This window comes from Pseudomonas sp. BIGb0558 (assembly GCF_024807515.1).
GTDB lineage: Bacteria > Pseudomonadota > Gammaproteobacteria > Pseudomonadales > Pseudomonadaceae > Aquipseudomonas > Aquipseudomonas yamanorum_A.
In genome coordinates this window covers 57,171-77,910 of sequence record NZ_JANUEW010000018.1, presented here as the reverse complement: position 1 = coordinate 77,910, position 20,740 = coordinate 57,171, and the positions used below count along the sequence as shown (strand labels likewise).

15 protein-coding genes and 1 tRNA gene are annotated in these 20,740 nt (G+C 61.0%); 7 read left to right on the top strand and 9 right to left on the bottom strand.

The window, feature by feature from the left end; translation table 11 throughout:
* Positions 1-80 precede the first annotated feature (80 nt).
* Positions 81-809, bottom strand: coding sequence for a polyphenol oxidase family protein (locus M2400_RS20785; protein WP_259197534.1), 729 nt, complete (start codon positions 807-809; stop codon positions 81-83).
* Positions 810-832: 23 nt separating this feature from the next.
* Complete coding sequence (gene ggt / locus M2400_RS20780; protein ID WP_259197533.1) at positions 833-2,659, bottom strand: gamma-glutamyltransferase; 1,827 nt, start codon at positions 2,657-2,659, stop codon at positions 833-835.
* Between the two features lie 192 nt (positions 2,660-2,851).
* Here ggt and M2400_RS20775 point away from each other — a divergent pair, with 192 nt between their 5' ends.
* Positions 2,852-7,222: an AvrE-family type 3 secretion system effector gene (locus M2400_RS20775; RefSeq protein WP_259197532.1), complete on the top strand. Its 4,371-nt coding sequence runs from the start codon at positions 2,852-2,854 to the stop codon at positions 7,220-7,222.
* A gap of 132 nt (positions 7,223-7,354) precedes the next feature.
* Complete coding sequence (locus M2400_RS20770; RefSeq protein WP_259197531.1) at positions 7,355-8,287, top strand: bifunctional helix-turn-helix transcriptional regulator/GNAT family N-acetyltransferase; 933 nt, start codon at positions 7,355-7,357, stop codon at positions 8,285-8,287.
* A 42-nt stretch (positions 8,288-8,329) separates the two neighbouring features.
* On the opposite strand, the gene M2400_RS20765 is transcribed toward M2400_RS20770, so the two are convergent.
* The 3 genes from M2400_RS20765 to M2400_RS20755 form a co-directional block, all read right to left on the bottom strand.
* Positions 8,330-10,738, bottom strand: a complete 2,409-nt coding sequence (locus tag M2400_RS20765) for a TonB-dependent siderophore receptor (protein ID WP_259197530.1) — start codon at positions 10,736-10,738, stop codon at positions 8,330-8,332.
* Positions 10,739-10,814: 76 nt separating this feature from the next.
* Positions 10,815-11,759, bottom strand: coding sequence for a FecR domain-containing protein (locus M2400_RS20760; RefSeq protein WP_259197529.1), 945 nt, complete (start codon positions 11,757-11,759; stop codon positions 10,815-10,817).
* Positions 11,756-12,271, bottom strand: coding sequence for a sigma-70 family RNA polymerase sigma factor (locus tag M2400_RS20755; RefSeq protein ID WP_259197528.1), 516 nt, complete (start codon positions 12,269-12,271; stop codon positions 11,756-11,758). Before M2400_RS20755 ends, M2400_RS20760 begins: the two co-directional genes overlap by 4 nt.
* 308 nt (positions 12,272-12,579) lie before the next feature.
* Here M2400_RS20755 and M2400_RS20750 point away from each other — a divergent pair, with 308 nt between their 5' ends.
* Positions 12,580-12,984: a hypothetical protein gene (locus tag M2400_RS20750; RefSeq protein WP_259197527.1), complete on the top strand. Its 405-nt coding sequence runs from the start codon at positions 12,580-12,582 to the stop codon at positions 12,982-12,984.
* A 38-nt stretch (positions 12,985-13,022) separates the two neighbouring features.
* Positions 13,023-13,634 (top strand): hypothetical protein, encoded by a 612-nt coding sequence (locus M2400_RS20745; protein WP_259197526.1) that lies wholly within the window; start codon positions 13,023-13,025, stop codon positions 13,632-13,634.
* Positions 13,635-13,639: 5 nt separating this feature from the next.
* Here the strand turns inward: M2400_RS20745 and M2400_RS20740 are convergent, their stop codons facing one another.
* The 3 genes from M2400_RS20740 to M2400_RS20730 form a co-directional block, all read right to left on the bottom strand.
* Positions 13,640-14,194: a GNAT family N-acetyltransferase gene (locus M2400_RS20740; protein ID WP_259197525.1), complete on the bottom strand. Its 555-nt coding sequence runs from the start codon at positions 14,192-14,194 to the stop codon at positions 13,640-13,642.
* 84 nt (positions 14,195-14,278) lie between these two features.
* A tRNA-Met gene (locus tag M2400_RS20735) sits at positions 14,279-14,355 on the bottom strand.
* 255 nt (positions 14,356-14,610) lie between these two features.
* Positions 14,611-14,931, bottom strand: a complete 321-nt coding sequence (locus tag M2400_RS20730; protein ID WP_010177056.1) for a DUF6124 family protein — start codon at positions 14,929-14,931, stop codon at positions 14,611-14,613.
* Between the two features lie 423 nt (positions 14,932-15,354).
* On the opposite strand from M2400_RS20730, the gene M2400_RS20725 reads away from it, so the two are divergent.
* Positions 15,355-16,572, top strand: coding sequence for an MFS transporter (locus M2400_RS20725; protein ID WP_169387095.1), 1,218 nt, complete (start codon positions 15,355-15,357; stop codon positions 16,570-16,572).
* Between the two features lie 108 nt (positions 16,573-16,680).
* On the opposite strand, the gene M2400_RS20720 is transcribed toward M2400_RS20725, so the two are convergent.
* Positions 16,681-17,232 (bottom strand): RNA polymerase sigma factor, encoded by a 552-nt coding sequence (locus M2400_RS20720; protein ID WP_177048223.1) that lies wholly within the window; start codon positions 17,230-17,232, stop codon positions 16,681-16,683.
* A 263-nt stretch (positions 17,233-17,495) separates the two neighbouring features.
* Here M2400_RS20720 and sctW point away from each other — a divergent pair, with 263 nt between their 5' ends.
* Both sctW and sctV read left to right on the top strand, forming a co-directional pair.
* On the top strand, positions 17,496-18,590 hold the full coding sequence (gene sctW, locus M2400_RS20715; RefSeq protein WP_259197524.1) for a type III secretion system gatekeeper subunit SctW: 1,095 nt from the start codon (positions 17,496-17,498) through the stop codon (positions 18,588-18,590).
* On the top strand, positions 18,587-20,683 hold the full coding sequence (gene sctV, locus M2400_RS20710; protein WP_259197523.1) for a type III secretion system export apparatus subunit SctV: 2,097 nt from the start codon (positions 18,587-18,589) through the stop codon (positions 20,681-20,683). Before sctW ends, sctV begins: the two co-directional genes overlap by 4 nt.
* The last annotated feature ends 57 nt before the right edge of the window (positions 20,684-20,740 follow it).

The window sequence follows — 20,740 nt, the reverse complement described above, 5'->3', positions numbered from 1 at the left end:
GGGCGCTTCGCACCCCAGCGGGAGCAAGCTCCCTCGCCACAAATTGAGTGTTGCCGGAGACGGTGTTGTTATAGGTCGCTTTATCGTTGTGCTTTTCGCGAAATCCACGAATACAACAACGTCTTGCGCTCCGTACTGTCATGGGTCCTTCGGCGATAACTCGCAAACGCCGGTGAGGTGCAATACGTACACACCTCGCTCACCTCAACCTGCTCACGCTTGATCCCCGCCGCCTCCAGCAAGATCAGCGCATAACGGCTCAAATCAAACCACGCACTCAAGGCCTGCCTGGGTTCTGGCGGCTGAATCTCTGGTGCCAACAACGGCCCCGGCTGCTCGAGCGTCCACGGCGCATTCCCGTCCAGCCATAAGTGCCCCTGACTCGCCTGCAACTGCGCCACAAACTCGCCGCTCACCTCATAACAACAAGGCTTGATCGACGGCCCGATCGCAATCCGCAACTGGTTCAGCGCCACGCCCTCGGCGCTGAACCGTTGCATGGCATTCGCGATGATCCCGCCTTGCAGCCCCTTCCAGCCGCCATGAATTGCCGCAACAAGATCCCCATTTTCCGAGGCGATCAGCAGCGGCAAACAGTCGGCAGTGATCACCGCAATCGGCTGCGCATCCCGGCTGAAAACCCCGTCGGCTTCCACCGTATTGGTCATCAGCTCCGGGCGCCATTCAATGGTCGTGGCGCTGTGCACCTGCTTGCAGATGAACACCGCGTCCGGCCGCAATGGATCGTCAATCGTACAAAACCCATGGTCGACGCCAACCAGGGCGCCGAGGTTATTTGCCTTGTGCACGCGCAGCTCTCCAGTGAGTCACATCAGTCCCCGAGGGCCTCGCCTTCACGACGCGGATCAGCCCCGCCGATCAACGATACCTTGCCCTGTGCATCACGCACCCGAACGATCGCCTGGGCGCCGCTGGTCATGTCGATTTCGCTCAGGGCGTGGCCCTTGTCCTTCAGCGCCTGCTTCAACGGCGCACTGAATAACCCGGCTTCCAGCTCGGTAGGCCCGTTGCGGCTGCCGAAGTTGGGCAGGCCGACGGCGGCTTGCGGGTCGAGGTTCCAGTCGAGCATGGCCACCAGGGATTTGCTCACATATTCGATGATCTGCGAACCGCCCGGCGAACCCACCGTGGCCACCAGCTCGCCGCTCTGGCGATCAAACACCAGCGTCGGCGCCATGGACGAACGCGGGCGTTTGCCCGGCTCGATGCGGTTGGCCACCGGCTGGCCGTTCTCTTCGGGGATGAACGAGAAGTCGGTCATCTGGTTGTTCAGCAAAAAGCCTTGGACCATCACATGGGAGCCGAATGCCGACTCCACGGTAGTGGTCATCGACACCGCGCCACCCACGTCATCCACTGCCACCACTTGCGAGGTGGAAATACGCAGCGGCGAGCGATCCGGCGCGTAGGCCACCTGAATGCCCGCAGGCTTGCCCGGCTTGGCGACGCCCATGCTGCGCTCACCAATCAATGCGGCACGGCCGGCCAGATAATCCGGCGCGACCAGCCCGGCCACCGGCACTGGCACGTAGTCGGAATCCGCCACGTACTGCGCGCGGTCGGCATAGGCCAGGCGGTCGGCCTCGGCGATCAGGTGCACCGCTTCGGGCATCGGCTCCAGGCCAGCCGGGGAGTCGTTCTTCACCGGTTTCAACAGCGCAAGCGTCATACGCGGGTCGCGGGCTTCCAGGGCCTGCAACGTGCCGAGGATCTGCGCGATGGCGATCCCGCCCGACGACGGTGGCGGCATGCCGCAGACTTTCCAGCGCTTGTAGTCGGTGCACAGCGGCGCCCGCTCAACCGCGCTGTAGCCCTTGAGGTCGGTCAACGTCAGGCTGCCGGCGTTGCTGTTGCCCTGCACCTTGCGGGTGATTTCCTCGGCGATCGGGCCGTAGTACAGCGCGTCCGGCCCTTCCTTGGCGATGCGCTTGAACACGTTGGCCAACGCAGGATTCTTCAACAGCGTACCGGTGGCCTTGGGGCTGCCGTCGGCATTCAGGAAGTAGGCGGTCATTTCCGGTGAGCGGCTCATGTAACGGTCGGCGGCGATCAGGCTGTGCAGGCGCGCCGAGATCGGGAAGCCCTGTTCGGCCAGGCGAATGGCCGGCTCGAACAGCGTCGCCCATTGCAGGTGGCCGGTCTTTTTGTGGGCCATTTCCAGGGCGCGCAACACGCCCGGCGTTGCCACCGAGCGCCCGCCAATCTGGGCCTGCGGGAACGACATCGGCGTGCCGTCGGCGTTGAGGAACAACCGCTCGGTAGCACCAGCCGGCGCGGTTTCGCGACCGTCATAGGCCTGCACCTTTTTGCCGTCCCATAGCATGATAAACGCGCCGCCGCCGATCCCGGACGACTGCGGTTCCACCAGGGTCAGCACGGCTTGCATGGCAATCGCCGCGTCGATGGCCGAGCCGCCCTTGCGCAGGATCTCGCGCCCGGCTTCGGCGGCCAGCGGGTTGGCGGCGGCGGCCATATGGCGCTCCGCGTGGCGGGTGCTCATGTCGGTGCGATAGCCCGAGCCGAGTTCCGGGGCGGGCGGCAGTTCCGGCGCGGTGGCGCTGTGGCAGGCGGCGAGGGTGAGGGCAGTGGTAATCAGTGAGAGGGCGGTAAGGCGTTGACGGTGGAAAATCGAAAACACGCGATGACTCCGTTCATTTGAGAATGATCTGTTGTCCGTGGGGTAAATGTACCTCAGTGCGCAAAAACGATCTTGGGCAAATCAGCCTGTGCGGGACAATGCTACCCGCTATCAAGACGGCTGCAGGTACAGGGAACCAATGCCTACAAATGGTCACTAGGGAGTTTTGAGCAGAAACTTCGAGAGGTTGCAATGAATTCAGTACCAGAAGGCCTGGCCGGATCGTATCGTCAGGGTGTGGAGTCGCCGATAACGTCAGTCACCGAAGGCGCTTCTCAGGAAACGCCTGTAAAACAAACGCACAAAGGGCTTTCAGGCTGGTTCTCGAAAGCTCCGTCTCCCGAGCAACTGAGCCGCTACCAATCGTTGCAACCCACTTCGATGTTGTTCACGCCGACCCTCAAAGAGGGGAAAGTACAGGCGGATGGAACCCGTGAGGGCCAGGAGATTGCGCGCCATTTGAACCAGGCGAACAAGCAGTATGTCGCCGAGGATCATGGCGGTGCGGGCAAGCATGCATTGGGCTTCAAGGATGAGCGGCACTACCGGTTTCAGATCCAGTCCACACCTGCTGCGGCGGCGGTGTTCAAAAGCAGCCGCCCCGAGGACCGGGCATCAACCCCCGCGGGCAACAACCCGGGCCGGGCCCTCATGGGGATTATCAGCCAGGTACACACCACCGTTGATGACCAGCAGTATCGTCTGGAGGGCGGGCGCCTGTACCGTTTCGATCCAGCCATCACCACCTGGTTGCCTGACCCCGACACTCGCGCCTTGAGCCGTATCAGCCTGACCCGTGAGGGCCAGTTGCTCAAGGTGCCCCTGGGCATGGCAGACAGCAGCGTCGAGGGCAAGACCACGGTCTCCCTGAGCGATGCCCCGGGTGGCTCCATTCTGCACGCGGCAGGGACGAGGTTGCGTGCGCTGGACGAGGCCGGTAACCCGCTGCAACTTACGCGTATAGGGTTGTCCGGCAATACCCTCCATGCAACCAATGCCCATGGCGAATTGTTGCAGGCCGATCTGCAACAGGCGCAGGGCGGCGTGCTGACGATGACCGTGCAACCGGTTGAGTCGTTGGAGCGGGCATTGAAGGGGGCGGTCAACGTCGAGGGATTTTTCCATGACGATGCGGGGCAGCTCAACACGCTGGTTCGGGATTCGCGCCAGCAACTGCACAGCGCACCCTTGGCCGGCAAGGACTCACTGAGCCCGCAATGGAACCTGAGTGATGTGCTGGTCAAGGGCATCGAAAAAGGGTTGCCGCAGCCGAGCTTGCAGGCATTGGCCGGGGCGGTCGATCTCGGGCAGCGCGGAAAGGTTGCACTGGATGAGGGCAATCTGCTGGTCTGGGACAGGGCGACGCAACGCTGGGAGCGCGATCCGCAGGTGGGCCTCCAGGGGCTGGAGCGAGGGCTGGATGGCCGTGGTTATGTGCTGCAGGATGGGCAGTTGAAGGCGGTGGCGACCCAGCAAGCCCGGGAACCGATCCATGAAGGCGCGAGCCACGACTTGTCAGCGCTACCCAAACCTCGTACGCAAGTCACCCTTGACGAGGTCTTGGCAGGAAACAACCAGCAGAAAGTCACGGCGTTTGCCGTGGCTGACGCCAGGACGTATGTGACGGCCAATCAAGACCATCAGCTTCAGGTCAACCTGGGCGGTGTTGCCCGCCAGTTGACCCTGACCCCGCCCATCGCCGTGCAGGTGTTGGCACTGGATCAAGACGCAAACCTCTACGCCCGAAGCAAAGACGGCGAGCTGTTCACCTTGAAGCGCGAGGATTGGCAGGAGCGCCCCGAGGCTGCGTTGAGCTGGAGCAAGGTCGAGCTGCCGAAGGGGCAGCGGCTGGACTCTCTGCGCATGGGCGCCGACAAGCACCTGGTGGGGGAGTGGGATAAGCGCTTCTTTCGCCTGGAGACATCCGCCGAGGGCACGATGACGTGGGGGCCGGTGCCATCGGCATCGTCCGCCCCTGGTCAGTCATTAACCGAGACCCTGGCAGGCGCCCAAATGCGCGCCCAGTTTCCGGGTGGCGCACTGTCCGCCACCAGTAACGTGCTGGGTCAGACCACTGAAGGTGTTCCGCTCAAGCGCGGTTTTTTCGCAGGGGTGAACGCGCACTTTCATCCGTTGGACAGCCTCAAGGAAATGGGCAAGGGCATTCAGCATCACTTCACCGGTCGCCAGGGCCTGGAAAGCGTCTACACCGAAAACAAACACCTGCACGAGCAACTCAAGGCGCTTTCCCAGGCCAGGCCGGTTCCCGGCGATATTCAGTCGCGCCTGGAAACCCTGAGCCAGTCGGGGCCGCGCGAGGCGTTGGCCAAGGCCATCAGTGAAGCACTGGCCAAGGTGGAAAAAGACAGCAAGTCTGCGGCGCAACGCCTGGGGGATGCGCATGGGATAACGTTTGATCCGAAGCCCGGCTTGAGTCGGGCGAACATTCAATCTGAGTCGACGCTGCATCAACTGTACGAGGCGTTCAAACGGCTGTCGCCCTCCACACAGAAAGAGACCGCGGCGTTGCTGGCCAATTTCGAGGGGCAGGCCCTGTCGCTTGCGGCATGGGACCCAGGCCGCAAGCGCGACCTCAGTCATCCCTCGGCGATGATCGAAGGCGACCTGATTCACCAGGCCAGCACCCTTAAGCAACTGACGGATTTGACGGTTGAGCTGGAGCGAGCCTCCGGTATGAGCTCGAGTGCCCTGGAAAGAATCAAGCAGTCCCTCGAATCCGTGATGAAGGACTATGAGCAAAGCCTGGTGCACAAGCTGTCCGGTCAGAACGTCGCCAGCTATGACCAGGCCGAGACGCTCTACAAAAACTTCAAGCTGCTGGCGAAGGACCTCGGAACCCCCGGATCGGCCCTGCATTGGCACCTCTCGCGGTTGTTGGGGCTGCCTGCCGATGGGAGCCTCAAGGAGGCGATGACGCAAGAGATCCAGCAGATGGGGAGCGGCCAGACGTTGTCCCCAAGCCGCACCAAGGGCAAAAACCTGGGGGCCATGGTGACCGGAATAAAACCGGTGGCGCCGCTGGAGTTTTTTGTCGGCGTGTCCAAGTCCCATTCCAACGGTGTCAGCATCAGTCGTACCGACAAAGGCGCCAAGTTAGAAATCAGCATGGATGACACCCGTCGGTTGGCCGCCTCGGTGGCCTCCGGGTTGACCCTTGGCAAAGGCCCAGAAGTCGTGGGCCACGGCCTGCGGGTAGCGGCGGAAATGACCGCGGCGCTGGCCAATACCAAAGGGTCGAGTATCGGTTTCGACGTGAAAGAAGCTGACTTTCCCAAGATGATGTCGATCCTGATGGGAGAGCAGGGCAACGTCTTTGACCTGCTGCAGTTGGGTGAGGCTCACGCCGTGGGTGAGAGCTCGAAAACCAACGTTGACCTCAGCCTGGATGCGCTTGCGCAATTGCGTTTGCTCTACCACCCGCAGGAAGATGTTCCCGAGGTGGCCTCGGTGCTTCGAGCCGGCGTGGGGCTGGTGGGTAACGTCAATCTGGCCCACTTTGACCAAAGCCAGTCAACCAGTCGTAGCGCCGCGGGTACAAGCCAGGGTGGCGCAACCAATGCACAACTCCTGCGCCAGGGCGGTGTGGGTGTCAACCTCGGCCCGCTGAATGCGGTGGGGCTGGGCATGCCGGGAGGCCCTGGCCATGGCGCAGCAGTGTTCGCACTGCCGGAGGTGTCGGTCATGGTGAAGTTTGATCGCGGGCAATCCCGGGGTTTCAGCTTTTCCTTCAAGCGGCCAGAGCCTGTGGCTCAGTCAGCGATCGACAGCCTTGTCAGTGACCTTTCTCGCTACGCTCCCGGATTCAAAGGCGACCTTGGCGCCCTGAAGCTGGAGGGCAAACCGGTGGCAGAACAACTGGCCACGCTGCAACGGTTTCTGGAAACGCATCCCGCGACCGCAACGAAACTCGAGGCTTACCACACACTCAACGACTCACTGGATAAGCTCGTTCACCAGCAGAATCTGGTAGAGAAGGGGCTTCGCCAATTGGTGTCGGTGACGGCGTCTGCCACTTACGTCGGTTTGCGTGATGATGGACAGCATGCCTGGTTGAACGATGTTGCACCGGCCAACAAAGCTGACATTGTGCAGTGGCTCAAGGATGACCCACAGTTTGCCCAGGTGCTGGACCAGTTGCAGAACGGCGAAGGGACCTCGGTGGGCATCGGCCTGGAACTCAAGCCGGATGTGGTGCGCGCCGTCGAGCGCAAAATCCTCGACGGTGAAAGCCCGGAGTCGCTGATCAAAGAGGCCTTAGGCAAGCGTGAAAACCTGCGCATCAAAACCATGAGCCTCAGCTATACCGCGAGCCAGTCCCATGCGATGTCGATACCCTCAATGACCAATATCGGCTTTTCGAGCAACGCCGCACTGAGCCATACCCATAAACGCGTCAATGCCGAACTGGAGTACGGTGCCAACGCGGACAAACCCCTGAGAATGAAGTTGAACGATACGCTGAGCAGCCCGCTGCCCGCTGAGTTGACCCTTGATTTGGCGGATCAGCGAGTCCGGACACCTCGCGCCCCGAAGGTCGCGTAAAAAAAAGCCCGCGTGATGCGGGCTTTTTTTGATCGCTCCCACGCGGGCGCGAACCCGTTGCATTGAATTTGGTTGTGCGATACAACTACTTGCCTCTTCATTCGGGAAAAGGGTGTCCCCGTGAACCGTTCAATGCCAGACCTTATCGATCAGATCCGCTGTGCCTCTCGCCTGATGGTGCGAGAGCTGGGCTTCATGCAGCCGAAGTTGGCGGCCAGCAGCTACCCGCCTTCCTCCGTTCACACCCTGGTTGAAATCGGCGAGCGCGGCGCGCTGACGGCGGCGGAACTGGTCACGTTGCTGGGGCTGGAAAAGTCGTCCGTGAGCCGCATGGTGCGCAAGCTGATCGAGGCGGGCGAACTGGAAGAGTTTGCCCACGAGGACGATGCCCGCTCGAAAAAACTGCGGCTCACTGCGCGAGGCCAAAAGACGCTGGGCGACATCGAGACGTTTGCCCGGCGGCAGGTGGGCGAGGCGATTGCCGACCTGTCCAGCGAACAGCAACAGGCTGTCAGCCGTGGCCTGGACCAATACGCCGGCGCCTTGCAAACCCAGCGCACCGGCACCCGGCAACCCCGGCACTACCGCATTGCCCGTGGCTACAGGCCTGGCGTGATCGGACGTATCGCGCAGATGCACGCCGAGTACTACGCCCAGCACGCAAACTTTGGCCAGCCGTTTGAAAGCCTGGTGGCGGCGGACATGGCCGAGTTGATGGGGCGCTTATCCAACCCGCGTAACGAAGTGTGGACGGTGCTGGACGGGGCACAGATCGTCGGCTCGATCGCCATCGATGGCGAGGGCGAAAACGGCGAGGCGATCCTGCGCTGCTTCATCCTCGACCCGTCGGCCCACGGCCAGGGCTTGGGCAAGCAGTTGTTGAAGGAGGCAGTGGATTTCTGTGATGAACACCGTTTTCCGGCGGTGCGGTTGTGGACGTTCAAGGGCCTGGATGTGGCGCGCAAGCTCTATGAAAACGCAGGCTTTGTGCTGGAGTCGGAACAGGAAGGGCAGCAGTGGGGCAAGGCGGTGGTGGAGCAGTGTTTTGTGCGGCGTGGTATTTGACGCAACAGCGCCCCGCGTGACGGTGCGCTGCGGCTTGGCCGCTTAGAAGTCCCAGCGCGTGGTGAGCATCACATTGCGCGGGGTGCCGTAATAGGCCGTGTTATAGAAGCCGATGTTGGTGTAGTACTGCTTGTCGAACAGGTTGTTGACGTTCAGCGTCGCGGAAAGATGTTCGCTGACCTGATACTTGGCCATCGCGTCCACCACCCAATAGGCTTCCTGCGAGAACTCTTCGTTTTGCGCCTTGGGCCGGTTGTACACCACTTGCCAGCTTCTGCTCTGCCAGCGTGCGCCGCCGCCGACGGTCAGGCGGTCCAGCGGGCCCTTGAGTTTGTACGAGGTGAAGAAACTGAGCTGGTCCTCCGGCTCCCAGGTCGACGCCTTGTCGCCATTTTCATCCCGCAGGATCTTGTGGGTGTAGCCGGCCTGGGCCTGCCAACCCGGCGCCAGCTCGCCGGACATCTCGGCCTCGAAGCCCTTGGTCTTGGCCTTGATGCCTTTCTCGGCGTACCCGAGGGACGGGTTGGTCGGCGCAGCGTTGTATTCGGCGTCGGGCTCCGCGCGGTTGGTTTCATGCACTTCGAAGTAGGCCATGCTGGTGTTGAGCCGGCCCTCGAAGAACTCGCCCTTGAGGCCGGTTTCGTAGTTCTTGCCTTCATCCGGTTCCAGCAATTTGTTGTTGCGGTCGCGGCTGTAGCTCGACGGCATGAAGATGTCGGTGTAGCTGGCGTACGCGGTGAAGTTGTCGTTCAGGTCGTAGGTGACCCCGGCGTAGGGCACCAGCTTGCCGGTTTCGGTGGAGTCGTCATCGCCGCGCAATTTGTAGTTGGCCACGCGGCTGCCGAGGAACAGGTTCAAGTCATCCGTGAGGTTGAAACGTGCCGCCATATAGCCTGCGGATTGCCGGGTGGTGGCATCGATGGTCCGCGTCGGCGCACCCCAGTCCGGCTCTGGAACGTTGCCGTCGAAGTTCCAGAAATCGATCTGGTTGTTGCCCACAAAAGTGGGGTCGCCGTAGTCTTTTCCGGTCCAGTGGGAGTTGGAGGCCGACGCGCCAATCACCAGTTCATGGGTACGGCCCAGCAGGCTGAACGGGCCGCTGGCGTAGATATCACCCGAGTCGGCGCGGGTGTTGCCGGTGAATTTGTTGGCGTACAGGGACGACAAGCCGGTGGCGGCGTACGGGCCACTCATGATCGAGCCCAGGGGCGCGTCGTAGCCCATGAGTTGGTGGGTGTATTGGCCCTTGATCACCCAGCCATTGTCGAAGTTGTGTTCCAGGGTGGAGAACGCGCTGCGGGAATACTGCTCCCAACGGCTCCACTTGGCGCCGTTGTTGTAGGAGCGTTTCACGTCGATGCGGTTGCCGCTGCGGTCGAACAGCGCCCGGCTGCCGGACCAGCCCGAGCCCTGCGGGTCGCTGTCCAGGTAATCGAAGCCAACGGTGAGCAGGGTGTCGTCGGTCAGGTCGGCTTCCAGCGTGCCGAAGTACACATTGGTGTTGCGCTGGTAGTGGTCCATGAACGAGTGCTTGTCCTGGTACGCCGCCACCGCCCGTCCGCGCACGTTGCCGCTGTCGGTCAGCGGGCCACTCACGTCGATCTGGGAGCGATAGTTGTCCCAACTGCCGGCGCCCAGTTCGACACTGGCCTTGAAGTCTCGCGTGGGCTTTTTGCGGATCAGGTTGATCGTCGCGCCAGGGGCGCCGGCGCCGGTCAGCAAGCCGGTGGCGCCCTTGAGGATTTCCACCCGGTCATAGATCGCCATGTCGCTGAGGGTCTGGCTGGACGAGTAGGCGGAGTTGCGCAGGGTCGGGATGCCGTCGTACTGGAAGTTCTCCACCGAGAAGCCGCGGGCGTAGTAATTGTTGCGCTCGCTGTCGAAGGTCGACACGGTGATACCTGGCGTATGGCGCATCACGTCGTCGATCGAGGTGAGCGCGAAGTCATCCATATGCTGGCGCGTGATCACGGTGATCGACTGCGGGGTTTCCCGTGGCGTCAGCACCATGCGCGTGGCGGTGGCGATGGTGCCCGGGGTGTAGGAGCCGGTGCCTTCAGTGATAGTGCCCAACTGGTTGGCGCTGATCTCGGTTGCGCCCAGTGCCAGCGTGCCGCTGGCCACCGGCAGGCTTTCCAGCTGGTAGCCATCGGCGTTGCCGGTTGCAGCGAAGCCGGTGCCGGCCAGCACCTGGGCGAACCCGTCTGTCACGCTGTAGCTGCCGCGTACACCGGGGCTGTTCAACCCGGCCACCTGTTGCGACAGGAACGAAATCGGCACGCCGGCGGCCTGGGCATAACGGGTCAGCACGTCACCGAGTGGGCCTGGGGCGACGTCGAACGTCTGTACCTGCTGTTGCGCATACGCCAGGCCCGGCACCGCCAGCGGCAGGCAGCCAAGCAACAGTCGACTGGCCAGCAACAGGCCGCCGCGAGTGGGGGTTGAAGACATGTGATCGGTGCTCCTTTGGATGTTGGCCAAGGGAAGGACGCGGCAAAACCGAAAACACGCAGCGCTGCGCAAAAAATTATTCGGCAGGTACTTTCAAGCGCACGCGAGTGAGCCACGGGGTGTAGGTGCTGACTTCAATCGGCAGGGAGCGCGAGAGCAGGCGCAGCGCACGGTCGCTGTCGTCAGTCGGCAGCATCACCGTCACGCGCATGCCTTGCAGCGCCTTGCGATCAAACATCAAAACGCCCGGGCGATGCCGCGCCAGGCGCTCAAGCACATCCGCCAGAGGCTCGTCGTTGGCCAGCAATTGATGGGCCGCCCAGGCTTGCTGCTGGGCCTGCACATCGACACTTTTCGGCGTGCCCGGGCCGCTTGCATCCAGGCGCACCTGCTCGCCCGGGCCGAGGGTGATCGTGTGCCCGGCGCTGTCGATGCGGGTCGAGGATTCGAGCATCTTGACCACGGTGGCGGTGTCGCTGAGCTCGACGATAAAGCGCGTGCCCAGGGCGCGAATGCTGCCTTGGGGGGTGTCGACATAAAACGGGCGCTGGGCGTCCTTGGCCACCGTCACCAGCATCTCACCGTGCAGCAGTTGCACGCGGCGCTGGCTGGCGTCCAGGTGCAGGTTCACGGCGGAGTTGCCTTCCAGTTGCAGGTCACTGCCGTCGGCCAGCAGCGTCTGGTGCCATTCGCTTCGGCCGGTGCTCAGGTCGGCGAACAGGTAGCCGCGCTGCTCGTACTGATACGCGGGCACGCCCGCCAGCAGCAGCGCCAGGGCCAGGCACTTGACCAGCGTTGCCCCATGGCGAGGCTGCCGGGCGCGACGTAACGCAGCGCGGGCCGGCGCTTGTTTGAGCGGCTGCAAGTGGCCCTGAAGGCGGGCAATGGCTTGCGGGTGCTGTGGGTCGGCGGCCAGCCAGGCATGAAACGCCTGTTCGTTGGCGGCATTGCCTTCGTGATCCAGCCGCACCAGCCATTCGGCGGCCTGGCGCAACACTGAGTGGGGCAGAGGCTGACTCATGGCTGTGCGCACGCATCGCACGCCAGCAAGGCTTCCACCAGATCGTTCTGCACCGTGCGCACCGAAACGCCCAGGCGCTGGGCAATCTGCGCCTGGTCCAGGCCTTCGAGGTAACGCAGGATGAAGGTGTCGCGGATCCGCTTGTTCATACGTGCCAAGGCCCGGTCAATCGCCTCAAGCATTTGCGCGGCTTGCAGGATCTGCTCCGGTGAAGGCGCCTGTTCCAGGTACGCGGCGCAGCGTTCCAGCTCTTCGCGGTAGGCCTGTTCCAGGCGTCGACGGCGGCCATTGTCCATCAGCAAGCGGCGCGCGATGGTGGCCAGATAAGCCCGTGGTTCACCCGGCGCCACGTAAGTGCCCGATGCCAGCAAGCGTACGAAAGTGTCCTGCGCCACGTCGGCCGCCTGATGGGAGCAATGCACACGGCGCCGCAACCAGGTCAACAACCAGCCGTGGTAGCCGCGGTACAGCGCATCGAGCGTAGGCGCATCGGTGGGCGAAGCCAGCTTCATGAGATAATTTCGTAAGTGAGAATTAATCCCATTCTAGTGGTTTAAAACTTCGGGCTGCAATAGACGGCACACCAACGGTTGAGAGAGACTTTCCCAGGGTAGTGGCATTAAGCTATCTGCCGCATAACCTTTCTGACATTTAATCGGGTTTGAATTTATCTATGGGTCGTTCCTTTGCTTGGGTCATTCCGTTGTGCCTGGTGGCTGCTGTTGGAGCGGGGTGTTCTTCTCATAAAGGCCCGCCGCCGGCCAAACCCAAGCCGGTCGTACTGACGGCGGACGACCACCATGCGAAGGTGATTTTCAGAATGCTCAGCACTGAATCACAGGTGCATTTCAGCGTTGGCCCGGCGGGAAACCTGAGCAGCGTGGGGAGTGTTTACAACGATGCCCAAGAGCAACAAATGCCGGCGTTTGCCCGCGGGTTGTACAAGGGGCTGGCCCGCGGGCTCTATCAGGTGCGGCCGTTCCGGGATACGCTGGTGCCGGCGGATCAGGTGACCGTGGTAGAGGGCGTTGCGAACTGGCGCAACGATCGCGGCACGTCCTATACCCTGGAAAAGTGCGGGCCGTTGTCCCGCAGTTTCCTGCCGAAGGCTAACAAAACCTATCTGGTGGAGTTTGATTTGCAAGGACTCTCGGTGTGCAGCGAGAAGATTTATGACGTGACAGTGGAAGGGCAAAAGGACCTGGTTTTACCGGTAGCGATTTAATGGATTGACACCTTCCCATCCCGTTTTCTGGAGTTTTGATGCGCACTTCACCGCTGGTTTTCGTCCTTGCTGCACTGCTGCTCAGTGGCTGCAGCATCCCGTACCAAACCCCTGAAGCTCGCGCCCAGATAGAGCAAGACCTGGGCGTTTCCGGCAGTGACATCATCGACATCTCCTACACCAACTTCTGCAAACTGAAGTACGGCGATGAAGCGATCTGCCATGCCGAGCAAGGCTTGGCGGTGCTGACCCGCAAAGGGCTGATCCTGAGCAAGTACCAAAGCAGCCGGTACGTGCCGGCCTACACCCTGAAAACCGCCGAAGTGCTGTGCGGCCATACCGCCACTTCCCGGGAAGCGGCGGAAGCGTTGAACATGTTTACCGCGGACTCCAACTTCGTGTTGCTGCCGCTCAATGCCGACAAGCAATGGAATGGCGCGATGCACCGGGAGATGGTGGATTACTTGCTGGCGGATGGTCAGCCATTGTTGATTGGTGCGGGCGCGAAGGCGGTAAGGCCGAGCGGCAAGAAGAAGTACGGCGGAGGGATGATTCCTGGGACAAAGATTCCGTACTTCACCGAGTTTGAGTATTCGGAGTTGGTGAATCCTTGTCCGGGTGCACCAAGTGATGCAGCCCACAGCGACTGAGTTGTTTAAATATCGTAGGGGTTGATCAGGGCGGTCAGTACATGGTCCGCCCAAACCCCGTTGATCTTCAGATACGCCCGCGCTTCACCTTCTCGTTCAAACCCCAGCCGCGCCAGCAGGCGCGCACTGCGCTCATTCTCCGGACGGTAGTTGGCCATGATTCGGTGCAGCTGCATTGCGTTGAACACATGAGCAATGCCCGCCGTCAGCGCTTCCTGCATCAGGCCCAGGCCTTGGGCGGATTCAGCCAGCGCGTAACCCAGGTGACAGGCCTGGAACGCACCACGCACGATATTGCTGAAGTTGCAGGCGCCGATGATTGTGCCGTGGCTGAATATCAGCAGGTGCAATGCTTCACCGTTGGCGGTTTTGTCGGCCATGGTTTCGAGGCGTTCGGTGATGGCTGTCAGTTCGAAAAAGGCTTCATCGCGCGACGGTTCCCAAGGCTTGAGGAAGTCGCGATTCTCCAGCAGGTACGCTTGCAGGGCACGTGCGTGGGAAGGGTGGGCGGGGAGCAGTAAAAGCCGGTCGGTGTGGATGCCGGTGGCGGGGAATGTCATGCGTCACCTCCATGTGGTGGGGCAGTGTACTTTTCTTCAGGCATAAAAAAACGGCCTACCTTTCGGTAAGCCGTTTTTAGTACTTGGTGGCTACACAGGGACTTGAACCCCGGACCCCAGCATTATGAATGCTATGCTCTAACCAACTGAGCTATGTAGCCAAGTGGCGCGCATTATTCGCGGAGAACGGGAATGCGTCAAGCGCTTTTTTTGAAAATTTATCTACGCTATCAACTGTTTAACGGGAAACACCTGGCAAGGCGACGAGTGGCCTGGGGTTTTCACCTTTCTTAAGATCAACATAAATCTTCTGTGGGAGCTGGCTTGCCTGCGATACAGGCGCCTCGGTCTATCAGTGGCACCGGGGTGATGCCATCGCAGGCAAGCCAGCTCCCACATTTGTTCGGTGTTAGTCGTCAGGTTTTGCGCGGGTGCAGGCACTCTATCGAGCGGTCGACCATGGCCTTGGCGATCTCCAGCAGGTGCCACACGGCGAGGACTTTGGCGCGTTCGGGGCTTTGCAGCTGTTCGCCGCAGTCGAGCGCGGTGGCCGAGGCGCTGTGCAGCAGGTCGGCGGTGTAGAGCAGGGAGTCTTCGAAGCTGATGTCGTCGCTGATGGCGTAGAAGTTCGTCGACGGTTGCGGCGGATCGGTCGGCAGGTAGTGGTCGAGCGCTCGGTTGAAGGCGGCGCGGTCTTTGGCTTGGTCACGGGGTGGATCGGGGACGATCTTGAACATGGTGTAGCTCCTATTACCTATGGAGCCGGTCCTTCGCGACTAAACGAAGGGTGGCGGCTGTACGCAGGTTAGTCGACCGGCAAATAGGCAAAGTCCGGCGCACCCGAGGGCGCCCTGCGCACAGCCACCATGAAACCTCATGAAAGCATGCGCCTATTAATACCGAGCGACTAAACCCGATCGCTGATGAGCAGCGACGGACCGAAGACTAGCCAGCGGTTTCAACAGGCACAAGGCCGAAAGATTCTCTAGGAAACGTCCCGCAAATTAAAGGGATTCATCTTGCTGGCCCTTTACAAACCATGACCGCTGCATCGATTCATCTAGTCGTTAGCCTGCTAACGGGATAGCCTTCCTGCCCCCAAAAGTGGCACATTGTCGCACCTGCACCTGTGCATCCATCTGCTGTACGGAAAACCTCCCATGGCTCTGAGCAATTCCCAACCCTCCGTGGCTACGACGCCTGCTGCCGGGCAAACCAGCCCGTTGGTGATGCGTGTGATCGGCGCGGTGGCGCTGGCGCATTTGATCAATGACTTGATCCAGTCGGTACTGCCTTCGATCTACCCGATGCTCAAGGCCAATTACGGCCTGACGTTCACCCAGGTCGGCCTGATCACCCTCACGTTCCAGCTCACCGCGTCCCTGTTGCAGCCGTGGGTGGGTTATTACACCGACCGCCACCCCAAGCCGTACCTGTTGCCCTGCGGAATGATCTGCACGCTGGTGGGCATCTTGATGATGTCCCAGGTGGGCAGCTTCCCGTTGATCCTGCTGGCAGCCGGGCTGATTGGCATCGGATCGTCGACCTTCCACCCGGAAGCGTCCCGCGTGGCGCGCCTGGCGTCGGGCGGGCGTTATGGTCTGGCGCAGTCGACCTTCCAGGTGGGCGGTAACGCCGGCTCGGCCTTTGGCCCGTTGCTGGCGGCGGCGATCATCATTCCGTTCGGCCAGGGCAATGTGGCCTGGTTCGGCCTGTTCGCGGTGTTTGCGTTGTTTGTGCTGTATGCGATCAGCCGTTGGTACGCCAACCACTTGAACCTGTTCAAGCTCAAGCAAGGCCAGGCAGCCACTCATGGCCTGTCCAAGGGGCGGGTGCTGAGCGCGCTGGTGGTGCTGGGGCTGCTGGTGTTTTCCAAGTATTTCTACATGGCCAGCTTCACCAGTTACTTCACGTTCTACCTGATCGAAAAGTTCGACCTGTCGGTGGCCAGTTCCCAGCTGCATCTGTTCCTGTTCCTGGGCGCGGTGGCGGCGGGCACGTTCTTTGGCGGGCCGATTGGCGACAAGATCGGCCGTAAGGCGGTGATCTGGTTCTCGATTCTCGGCGTTGCACCGTTCACCCTGATCTTGCCCCATGTGGACCTGTTCTGGACCAGTATCCTGAGTGTGGTGATCGGCTTTATCCTGGCCTCGGCGTTCTCGGCGATTGTGGTGTACGCGCAGGAGTTGGTGCCGGGCAATGTGGGAATGATCGCCGGGGTGTTCTTCGGTCTGATGTTCGGTTTTGGCGGGATTGGTGCGGCGCTGCTGGGGCACCTGGCAGACATCCACGGCATCGAGTACGTGTACACGTTGTGCTCCTTCCTGCCGCTGTTCGGGGTGTTGGCGATTCTGTTGCCGCGTACCAAAAAGGCCTGACTTCAAGCCAATCGAGTCGGGCAGGTATCCTTGCTGCCCAACGCTTGCATCAAACGGGTAAATCAGTTGCTCCTGCAAAGGGTATCGGCATTGCGTCGGTGCCCCGATTTACGGCTGCAGTGGGTTGTAGGTGGCTCGCTTCAACTGTTCGCGCGCACGGGATAACCGTGAGCGCACGGTGCCAATGGGGATGTCCATGGCGTCGGCGGTGTCCTGGTAACTGCCGTCGGTTTCCAGTGAGGCGTAAAGGGTTTTACGCATTTCCAGTGGCAAATTCGTGATTGCCCGCAGGGTTCTTTCGAGCTTGCGGTTGACCTCGAATTGCCAGTCCAGGTTGTTGTTGTCTTCCTGCCCATGCCACAGCGCTTCATCGAACTCGCAATGCACCGGTTTGGCGTACATGCGCCGAAAGTGGTTGCGGATCAGGTTCTGGGCAATCCCGCACATCCATGTGCTGAGGGTGGCCTGGCCGCTGAAGCGGTCCCTGTTGCGCCAGGCTTCCAGGTACGTCAGCTGCAGAATATCGTCTGCATCTTCTGGATTGAGCACGCGTTTATGAATGAACCGTCGGAGTTTCTTGTGGTGTTCTTCCGATAGGTTCTGGATGGAGCGGTGCGGGTCAGGTGTAAGGTGAACTAAAACATCGATAGGGATATCCATGATTTTTCCTCAGGGTAGACACGGTCGAAATAATTTCGACGGGAACCCTGTTAGCACTGCCTGTGCCAAACGATTAATTCTTGTAACTATTTGATATTTATAGATAAATATTTTGTTTCAGTGGTTTTTTGTGCCAGGGCTTGCACAAGCCGGCACGGGTTTGTGCCGACTTTTTCGCAAGCCCCGGTATCGCCGATAAAGATGGAACCGTAACGGGTTTGCCTGCCACACAAGGAAACGAAACTTCCTGTGCAGGCATCTTCATGAAACTCGATCCCAACTTTGATGTGCAGAAAAGCCAGCGCTCGGATCAGCCTGTTCCAGCGAGCATTGATAGCCACACAGTTCGCCAGTCGCCTGCGGCACCGGCCGTTGATGATCTCGCGGCGCTGTTCAGTCAGGAGGTCGAACTCAACAGCAGGGGCTTGAGTCGGCGTCAACTGGGGACGCGCGTGACGCCCGTGCAGCAGTTGGCCCAACTCTATGAGCAACTGGGCCATCCGGCTCAAGCAACACTGGCGACCATCGCGCGTAACGTCAGGGTTCAACTGTTGCTCAGGCCCAGCATCGACAAGTTGCTGGACCTGACAGGAAACGACCCGGCCCGTACGTTTGTCGTGCTCAAGCAGGTGGCTGCGCAGGCGCAGGCCGAAGCGCGCACTAACGAGGCCGCCCTGGCCAGCGACGCCCTGGCCCGGCTGGAAATCCGTTTTAAGCCGCAGATCCAGGCGGGCTTGAACATCGCGCTGGCCTTGCAGGCAAACAGTGATGACCCGAACTTGCGCCAGGCCGTGCGCAATGTGTATTACGCCAGCGTGGTCGCCCGGCAATCGTTGGCCAGCATGATGCAGGCGTTGTTGGGGTTGTTCGGTGGCGATGAGTTTGGCCACGGGTTGAAGTTGATGCGCCGGGCCCTGGCGGACGACATTGCGGCCTATAGTCCCTCGCTGCCCACCGCTCAATTGCGCACCTTGCTGTTGGGTTTGCGCAGTTGCGGTCAACTGGGCAGTGTCTTGGCGAGTTGCCAGGGGTTGATTGATCGACTGGTCGCCTTGCATCCCGGTATTGATCGGGACGCCGTCGCGCTGCTGCAGCGTTTATTGGGGTACGTGAGCACAGGCATCGCGCCTGCCGAGATTCAGCGCCTGGCCAGTGAGTTGGGTGGCGCGGCGCTATCCGACCAGGTGGTGTCGCTCAATACCCTCTATCCCGTGTTCGGGAGCTTGCCCCTGGCCTTGTGGCGCGACAGCAAGGGGCGCCAGGAAGCCCTGCTGGGTTTTATGGTGGTGATGGATGAGTACGCGCTCAGTGAGCGAGGTTTCCGGCACGTCGGTGCGTGGCCGAGCAACCATCCATGAGTGCATTGCGGGCAATCAACACGATGCTGCTCAAGGTTGCACAACGCGCCGAGGTGCTGGGTGCGGTCGTGATCATGGGCATTGTGTTCATCTTTATCGTGCCGTTGCCGACCTGGCTGGTGGATATCCTGATTGCCGTGAACATTTGCATTTCGTGCCTGCTGATCGTGCTGGCGCTGTACCTGCCAGGGCCGCTGGCGTTTTCCTCGTTTCCGTCGATCCTGCTGCTGACCACCATGTTTCGCCTGGCGTTGTCGATTGCGACCACACGCCTGATCCTGCTGGAGCAGGACGCCGGCGACATTGTGGAAGCCTTCGGCAACTTCGTGGTGGGGGGTAACCTGGCGGTGGGGTTGGTGATCTTCATGATCCTGACCATCGTCAACTTCCTGGTGATTACCAAGGGCTCGGAACGCGTCGCGGAAGTGGCGGCGCGCTTCAGCCTGGATGCGATGCCCGGCAAGCAAATGTCCATCGACAGTGACTTGCGTGCCGGCCTGATCGATGGCGAGCAGGCGCGTGACAAGCGCGAGCAGTTGTCCCGCGAGAGCCAGTTGTTCGGCGCGATGGACGGGGCCATGAAATTCGTCAAGGGCGATGCCGTGGCCGGGCTGATCATCGTGGTGATCAACTTGCTGGGCGGGTTCAGCACCGGCATGTTCCAGCACGGCATGAGCGCCGGCGACTCCATGGCGTTGTATTCGGTACTGACGATTGGTGACGGCCTGATTGCGCAGATTCCTGCGCTGCTGATCTCCCTGACGGCCGGCATGATCATTACTCGTGTAGCGCCGTCCGGGCGCAATAAAGGAGCCAACAACATGGGCGCCGAGATCGCCCGGCAAATGACCAGTGAGCCCAAGAGCTGGATGATTGCTTCGATCGGCATGCTGGCTTTCGCGGCGCTTCCGGGGATGCCGACGGTGGTCTTTATCCTCATTTCCCTGATGACAGGTTCCCTCGGTTACTACCTCATGCGCCAGCGCCAACGGCAGGAAGCGCCTCCCGACAAGGCGGCTGACGTCTTGCCTGCGGACAAAAACGGTGATGAGGACCTGTGCGGTTTTGACCCGTCGCGACCTTACCTGTTGCAGTTTTCGTCGCACTTGCAGGGGACTGGCAAGGCAGAAGAAATCATCCACGGGATTCGCCAGATCCGTAATCGCCTGGTTGCCCAGGTTGGCTTGACGCTGCCGCCGTTCGAGGTTGAATTCGCGCCGTCGCTGCCTGACGATGAGTTGCGCTTTTGCGTGCATGAAGTGCCGATGGTCAGGGCTACGCTTGGTGATCGGATAGCGGTTGAGCTGGCAGCACTGGGCGCCGAACCACAAGAAGGTGCCCAGGGGCTGTCGGAGCGTGACGAACAGGGCTGGGTATGGTTGGCCGCCGATGATCCGTTGCTCGACGATGCACAGCTTGAACGCCATACCGCCCATGAATTGATCCTTGAGCGCATGGAGCGAGCGATGATGCTCAGTGGGCCGCAGTTTCTCGGGATTCAGGAGAGCAAGTCGATTCTCAGCTGGCTCGAGTTCAACCAGCCGGAACTGGTCCAGGAACTGCAGCGGATCATGCCGCTGTCGCGCTTTTCGTCCGTGTTGCAGCGCCTGGCCAGCGAGGGCGTTCCGTTGCGGGCTGTGCGGTTGATTGTCGAGTCGTTGATCGAGTACGGCCAGCATGAGCGTGAACCGGACGCCCTGGCCGACTATGCGCGAATCGCCCTCAAGTCGCAGATTCTGCACCAGTACAGTGAAGCCGATGGCCTGCATGCCTGGCTGCTCTCACCCCATACCGAAAATATCCTGCGCGAGGCGCTGCGCCAGACTCAGACCGGGGTGTTCTTTTCCCTCGACAATGACAGCAGCGCGGCACTGGTGAACTTGCTCAAGCAGGCCTTCAACGTGCGTGCCAAGAGCAAACGCGTGCTGTTGGTCGCCCAAGACTTGCGCAGCCCCTTGCGTACGCTGTTGCTGGAAGAGTTCAACCATGTGCCGGTGTTGTCGTTTGCCGAGTTGGGCAGTTCGTCCAAGGTCAAGGTGCTCGGACGGTTTGACCTGGCTCAGGACGATCTGCTGCGTGGAGCCGTGGCATGAGCACGTTTTTGGCGATTGTGTGCGGGCTTGCGTCGGACGGTGCTGCGTGGGGCAGGC